Raw genomic sequence first — 7049 nt, 5'->3', positions numbered from 1 at the left:
CCCGGGGACCGCGTCCAGCCGGAAGATCTCGTAGGTGTCGTCCCCGACCTGCAGCCGGGCCTTCGACCCGAAGCTGTCGACGCTGCTCACTTCTGGCTCCTTCGTTGGCGAGTCCGGCCGCTGGGGGCTCCCGGGTCGGCCGGGGCTCCCGGGTCGGCCGGGTCGGGGTCCGCCGGGTCGACGGGGCCGGGCGCGACCGGCGCGTCGCTCGGCTGCACGAGCACCGCGACGGTCCGCGCCGGCACGGTGACGGTCCCGGTCGCCGCGTCCCACGTGGTCGTCCGCACGACGTCGTCGGCGCCCGCGGCCTGCACCGGCGACAGCGCGTACGCCGCGCCCGCGAGCCCCGGGAGCTCCTGCGTCACGGCGGCCGGCGACGCGTTGAACACCACGAGCAGGCCGTCGAGGTCGGCGTCGACGTCCGGCCCGACGGTGTCGTCGACGTGCATGACGATCACACCCGGGGTCGCGTCCGCCCCGGCGTCCGGGAACGTGAGCTTCTGCCGGATCAGGTCGGCGTCGCCGAGCCGGAACAGCGGCGTGGAGAACCGCAGGCGCAGCAGGTCGTCGGCCGCGGCGCGGGCGGTCGCGATGTCCGCGGCGTCCGGCTTGAGCGCGGCGTCCTCGAGCAGCGGGCGCATCTGGTCCCACTTCTCGGCGTTCGCCCACGCACCCGGCAGCCCGCGGCCGAAGCCGTTGTCCTGGCCGGTCCAGTCGATCGCGTTGAACCAGTCGCCGGAGTCGTAGCTGTCCCGGTCGAGCGACTTGGACCGCAGCTGGTCCGTGCCCGCGTGCCAGAACGACACCGTCTGGGAGAGGGCTGCCGTGGCCTGGGACAGCGTGTTCATCCGGACCCGGTCGGCCATCGAGGTGCTCTGCGGCAGCTTGATCGTGAGCAGGTCGAACAGCGTCTCGTTGTCGTGCGCGTCGACGTAGCTGACCACCTCCTCCGGGGAGTCCGCGTACCCGGCGGGCGCCCCGCGGTAGTCGACCTGGTCGCCGCGGAGCACGTCCCCGGTGTGCGTGGTCAGCACGTAGTCGCGCAGGTTGCCCGCGAGCCCGAGCCGGACGACGTCGGTGGCGAGGCCGAGGTCCGCGTACTCGGCGGCCGAGCCCGTGTTCACCGTCGACGCGTCGCCGAGCTGCGCCGGCTGCCCGTTCGGGTCGGTGGCGAGCCCGGTGCCGAAGCCCTGCGTGAACATCGACGACCCCTCGACCGGCGACCCGCCGTGCACCGCGTCGCGGAGCCGGTCCGAGAACGTGCCGATCCCGGTGCCGCCGAGCTGGCCCTGCGTGGCCTGCTCGAACAGCGCGTTGCCGGCGACCTCGCCGAAGTCCCAGCCCTCGCCGTACAGGTACACCGCCGAGCCGTCGACGCCGTCCGCCTCGACGGTCAGCGCGTCCAGCGCCGCCCGCACGGCCAGCATGTTCTGCTTCGAGTGGTGGCCCATCAGGTCGAACCGGAACCCGTCCACCCGGTACTCCCGGGCCCAGGTGACCACCGAGTCGACCATGAGCTTCTCGGCCATGGCGTGCTCGGTGGCGACGTTCTGGCAGCACGTGCTGGTCTGCACCTGCCCCGTGCCGTCGAGCCGGTGGTAGTAGCCGGGCACGACCCGGTCCAGCACCGACGTCGCGTCCTGGCCGCTGGCGGCCGTGTGGTTGAACACCTGGTCCAGGACGACGCCCAGGCCCATCTCGTGCAGGGCGCCGACCATCGTGCGGAACTCGGCGACGCGGGCGCCGCCCTCGGGGTCGGTCGCGTAGGACCCCTCGGGCGCGGTGAAGTGCCACGGGTCGTAGCCCCAGTTGAAGCCGTCCCGCTCGCGGATCTGGCCGACGGCGGCCTGCTGGTCCTCCGCGGCCGGGCCGAAGCCGGTCAGATCGGGGGTGGTCGCCTGCCGCGTGCGGTCCTCCTCGATCGACGCGATGTCGAACGTCGGCAGCAGGTGCACGGTCGTCAGGCCCGCGTCGGCGAGCTCGCGCAGGCGCGCGGTGCCGTCGGAGTCCCGCGCGAACGCCAGGTAGGTGCCGCGCTCGGCCTCCGGCACGGACGCGTCGGCGATCGAGAAGTCGCGCACGTGCAGCTCGTAGATCGTGTGGTCCACCGCCCGCTCGACGGCCGGCTGCGGGGTGCCGGCCCACAGCGCCGGGCGGTACGCCGGGTCCGCCAGGTCGACCGCGACGGCGTGCGTCGAGTTCGTCGTGAGCGCCACGGCGTACGGGTCGGTGACGACGTTCGTCTCCACCCGGCCGGTCGACGGCACGTAGACCTCGACCTCGTACCGGTAGCGGACGCCGGACCACGAGGGGTCGCCGGTGACGGACCAGGTGCCGTCGGCGGCGCGGGCGGTCGTGACGCGGACCGGCGCCGCGGCGAGGTCGGCGCCCGGCGCCCAGGTCAGCAGCGTGACCTCCCGGGCGGTCGGGGCCCACAGCCGGAACGTCGGGGCGCCGCCGGTCCAGGTGACGCCGAGGTCGGCGTCGGCGGCCGCGCCGTACAGGTCGTCCAGCACGCCCGGGACCTGGACGCCGGTGAGCGCCGTCAGCCCGTCCGCGTCCGCCTGGGAGACCTGGACCTCGCCGGTGAGGAGCGCGGCCGCGTCGGCGCCCGGCTCGACCCGCAGCGCGACGGCGCCCGCGAGCGCCGGGAAGTCGGCGCGCACGTCGGCGGGCAGGCCCGCGGCGTCGTAGGTCAGCGGGACCTCGCCGGTCCCGGCGGGCCCGGTCACGGCGCCGTCGGTCACGCCGATCCCGCCCTCGGCCGCGTGGTGCAGCGCCCAGGTCAGGTCCGCCGGGTCGGCACCGCCGAGCAGGTCGCGCGGCCAGGCGAGCAGGTCGGCGCGCACCCAGTGCGCCCGCTGCTGGCCGACGCCGGTCAGCGGCGGGTTCTCGACGGTGATCTCCAGCAGGTGCGTCGCGACGTCGTACGCGAACGACACCTGCTCGCCGTCGGACGTCGCGAACGCGTAGTCGTCCCCGCCCACCGCGCCTCCCTGGCCGTAGTTGACGTCCCACGACAGCCCGTGGGCGACCTTGACCTGGTACGAGCCTGCCGGGATCTGCGTCGTCGACCACTCGTACACGCCGTCGCCGTCCGGGTCCTTGGCCCACGTGGCGAGGCAGTCCGGGGCCCAGTCGCCGGGGCAGCCGACCGCGGCCTGGTACGACCCGGGCAGCGTGACGATCGGCCCCTGGGCCGTGTTCTGGAAGTCGCCCGACACCGGGTCCCAGTAGAACGTCACGTCGACCGGCGCGCCGCTCGGGGCGCCCGGCACGGTGTACGCGACGTCCGCGCCGCCGACGACGCCGCCGGCGCCGTAGGCCACGTCCCACGTGCCGTCGAGGGCGACCTTGTACGCGTAGTCGCCGGGCGGCAGCGCGAACGTGCCCTGCCAGGCGCCGTCCGGCCGCTCGGCGAGCTGCGCCTCGTCGCAGTCGGGCGCCCAGTCGCCGGCGCAGCCCATCGCGGTGTTGTGGCTGCCGGGGACGGACACGGAGGTGAATGCGGGCGCCGGGTCGGCGGCCGCGGGGTCGGCCAGGTCGGCGGGGTCGTCCGCGCCGGCCGTCGCGGCGCCGGACACGAGCAGCGCGCCGGCGGCCAGCAGGGCGAGGACGCGGCGCCGGGAGCCGCGGGGTTCGAGGGGTGTCCGGGGCGCCACGCAAGGGCGCCTACGGGCGTGCGTCATCACAGGACTCCATCGTCGGGGGTGAGCGTCAGCGCGGCTACCTGCGACTGTATTGGCTTGCAGCAAGGGGCTGCAACGCCTTGCAGGTGCCGGCTGCGCCCCCGACGGCACGAGGCCTACGCCTTCCGGCCCGACCTCCCGAGATCTCGGGAGGCGCGGCCGGAAACCGTAGGCCTCGTGCGGGACCGCCCCGCGTCAGTGCGCGAAGTGGCGCGTGCCCGTCAGGTAGAGGGTCACGCCGGCCGCCGTGGCCGCGGCGACGACCTCCTCGTCGCGGACCGAGCCGCCGGGCTGCACGACGGCACGGACGCCCGCGTCCAGGAGCACCTGCAGGCCGTCGGCGAACGGGAAGAACGCGTCCGAGGCGGCCACCGCGCCGCGCGCCCGCTCGACGTCGCCGGCGTTCGCCCGCTCGACGGCCAGCCGGCACGAGTCGACCCGGTTGACCTGGCCCATGCCGACGCCGACGGACGCGCCGCCGTCGGCCAGCAGGATCGCGTTCGACTTCACGGCCCGCACCGCCCGCCAGGCGAACGCCAGGTCGGCGAGCGTCGCCTCGTCGGCCGCCTCGCCCGCGGCGAGCGTCCAGGTCGCCGGGTCGTCGCCCGCCGCGTCGAGGCGGTCCACCTGCTGCATGAGCAGCCCGCCGCTGATCGGCCGCAGCTCGACACCCGCGGACGGGGCGCCCTCGACGACCAGCAGCCGGATGTTCTTCTTGCGGCTCAGCACCTCGAGCGCCTCGGGCTCGTACGCGGGCGCCACGACGACCTCGGTGAACACCTCGGCGATCTGCTCCGCAGCCGCCAGCGTCACGGTGCCGTTGGCCGCGATGACGCCGCCGAACGCCGAGACCGGGTCGCAGGCGTGCGCCTTCGCGTGCGCGTCCGCGATGTCCGCGCCGACGGCGATCCCGCAGGGATTGGCGTGCTTGATGATCGCGACCGCCGGGCCGTCGTGGTCGTGCGCCGCGCGCCAGGCCGCGTCCGCGTCGACGTAGTTGTTGTACGACATCGCCTTGCCGTGCAGCTGCTGCGCCTGCGCCAGCCCCGCGGCCCCGTACCCGGAGGTGTACACGGCGGCGCGCTGGTGCGGGTTCTCGCCGTAGCGCAGCACGTCCGCGCGGTCCCAGGTCGCGCCGACCCAGGCCGGGAACCCGGTGCTGACGCCGTCGACCTCGTCGGTCGCCGTCGCGACGTTGCCCATCCAGGACGCCACCGCGACGTCGTAGGTGGCCGTGTGCACGAACGCCTGCGCGGCGAGCCGGGTCCGCTCCGCGAGCGTGAAACCACCGGCCCGCACGGCCGCCACCACCTCGTCGTACCGGGCCGGGTCGACGACGACCGCGACGCTCGGGTGGTTCTTCGCCGCCGCGCGGACCATCGACGGGCCGCCGATGTCGATCTGCTCGACGCACTCGTCCGGGGTCGCACCGGAGTCGACGGTCGCGGTGAACGGGTACAGGTTCACGACGACCAGCTCGAACGGCGCGACGCCGAGCTCGTCGAGCTGCGCCAGGTGCTCCGGGCGGCGGGTGTCCGCGAGGATGCCGGCGTGCACGCGCGGGTGCAGCGTCTTGACCCGGCCGTCCAGGCACTCGGGGAACCCGGTCAGCTCCTCGACCCGGGTCACCGGCACGCCCGCGGACGCGATGGTCCCGGCGGTCGACCCTGTGGACACGAGCTCGACGCCCGCGGCGTGCAGGGCCGTCGCGAGCTCGACGAGCCCGGACTTGTCGTAGACGGACAGCAGCGCACGGCGCACGGGGCGGCGGGTGCTGTCCGCGGTCGGGTCGGCGACGGACGCGACGGGCGGCAGGGCGTGGGACATGGCGGTCCTCCGGGTGGTCGGTCGGGCACCACGGTGGGTGCCGCTCGGGACCCTGCACCCAGGCGAACGGTGCGTCGGCGGGACTGCGTCGGTCGCTCCCCGGTGGTCAGTTCCACCTCTACGCCAGTCACGACCGAGGACGAGCCTAGCCGACGGCCCCGCGGCGCCGCTCGCGTGCCGCCCAGCGGGCCGGCCGCGCCGCCGGCTCGCGCGCCACCGGGCGCCGTCAGTCCGTGCGGCGGCCCTTCGCGAAGTACGCGATCGGCCCGACCCAGTTCACCAGGATCGCGAGCCCCCACGCCGCCTTCGGGCCGTTCACCTGGGCCGGCGGGCGCTTCGCCAGGTCCCGGTAGGCGGCGGCGGTCAGCGCGAGCTGCGCCGCCGTGACCACGACCGTGCCGACCTTGCGTCCCGCGCTGAGCTCGGCCCAGCGCCTGCCTGCGTGTGCGTGTCCCATGGGCCGACGCTACGCGCGCCGGTCGCCGCGGCGCGCGGGCCGGAGGTCCCTGCGTCCGTCCCGCTACCCGACGGTGACGGTGCGACCGTCGACGGTCAGGCCGCCCGCGACGATCCGGCCGACCCAGTCGACCAGCAGCCGGCGCTCGGCGACCTTGATCCGCTCGTGCAGGGACGCCTCGTCGTCGCCGGGCTCGACCTCGACCGCGACCTGCGCGACGACCGGCCCGGTGTCGACCCCGGCGTCCACGACGTGCAGCGTGCAGCCCGTGACCTTCGCGCCGAAGGCCAGCGCGTCCCGGACCGCGTGCGCCCCGGGGAAGGCGGGCAGCAGCGCGGGGTGGGTGTTCACGACCCGGCCGGGGAACCGGTCGAGGACGGCGGCACCGAGGATCCGCATGAACCCCGCCGACACGACGAGGTCCGGCCGGAACACCCCGATCGCCTCGGCCAGCGCCCGGTCCCAGGCGGCGCGGTCGTCGAAGTCGCCCGGCGCCACGACGGCCGTCGGCACACCCGCGGCGCGCGCCACGTCCAGCCCGCCGGCGGACGCGCGGTCCGCGACCACGCCGACGACGCGACCCGGGTACGCGCGGCCGTCGTGCGCCGCCAGCAGGGCCGCGAGGTTCGACCCGGCGCCGGACACCAGCACCACGATCCGGCCGGCGGCGCGCGTGGCGGGTCGGGGCGCGTCGGGGGTGCTGTGCGGGGCGGGGGCGGCCATGCCCGCACCCTAACCGCCCCCGCGCCGCCCCGACCCACCCGCCCACCTGCGCCCACCCCACCCGCACTCGCGCCGACCCCCACGCCCCCAGTCCGCCGAGATGGCAACTCTCGGCTGTCGCACCGGCCGGTGGCACAGCCGAGAGTTGCCATCTCGGCGAAGGGTCGGGGCGCGGGGCGCGGGGCGGCGCGGGTGCGCGAGAATGGCCCGCGTGAGCAACCCGTACGCCCCGCCCTCGCCCGACCGCGCACCCGCGGACGGCCCCGGGCGCGCGGACGGCGGCGACCCCACCGACCCCGCGGACCCGACCGGTCCGACCCGCCCGGAGCCGGCCGGCCCCACCGGCCCCGGTC

General features: G+C 75.9%; 4 protein-coding genes and 1 riboswitch. All 4 genes read right to left on the bottom strand.

The features are described 5' to 3' along the window. Positions 1–86 precede the first annotated feature (86 nt). Positions 87–3662, bottom strand: a complete 3576-nt coding sequence (gene pulA, locus FA014_RS16765) for a pullulanase-type alpha-1,6-glucosidase (protein ID WP_328288219.1) — start codon at positions 3660–3662, stop codon at positions 87–89. 222 nt (positions 3663–3884) lie between these two features. Beyond that, positions 3885–5516: a bifunctional phosphoribosylaminoimidazolecarboxamide formyltransferase/IMP cyclohydrolase gene (gene purH / locus FA014_RS16760; protein WP_154730782.1), complete on the bottom strand. Its 1632-nt coding sequence runs from the start codon at positions 5514–5516 to the stop codon at positions 3885–3887. A 49-nt stretch (positions 5517–5565) separates the two neighbouring features. Further along, positions 5566–5657, bottom strand: a riboswitch (ZMP/ZTP riboswitch). An 85-nt stretch (positions 5658–5742) separates the two neighbouring features. Then, positions 5743–5973: a PLDc N-terminal domain-containing protein gene (locus FA014_RS16755; RefSeq protein WP_154730781.1), complete on the bottom strand. Its 231-nt coding sequence runs from the start codon at positions 5971–5973 to the stop codon at positions 5743–5745. 63 nt (positions 5974–6036) lie between these two features. After that, positions 6037–6696: a phosphoribosylglycinamide formyltransferase gene (purN, locus tag FA014_RS16750; protein WP_154730780.1), complete on the bottom strand. Its 660-nt coding sequence runs from the start codon at positions 6694–6696 to the stop codon at positions 6037–6039. Positions 6697–7049 lie beyond the last annotated feature (353 nt).

Origin of the sequence: Cellulomonas hominis (assembly GCF_005239125.1) — a bacterium.
In the GTDB taxonomy this organism is placed as follows: Bacteria; Actinomycetota; Actinomycetes; order Actinomycetales; family Cellulomonadaceae; genus Cellulomonas; species Cellulomonas hominis_A.
The sequence above is the reverse complement of the archived record's forward strand: the minus strand, read 5'-3'. Positions and strand labels throughout refer to the sequence as shown.

Bases quoted from the DNA above. Each gene is read 5' to 3' on its own strand.
- purN (WP_154730780.1), bottom strand. From the start codon at position 6,696: ATGGCCGCCCCCGCCCCGCACAGCACCCCCGACGCGCCCCGACCCGCC.
- purH (WP_154730782.1), bottom strand. From the start codon at position 5,516: ATGTCCCACGCCCTGCCGCCCGTCGCGTCCGTCGCCGACCCGACCGCG.
- FA014_RS16755 (WP_154730781.1), bottom strand. From the start codon at position 5,973: ATGGGACACGCACACGCAGGCAGGCGCTGGGCCGAGCTCAGCGCGGGA.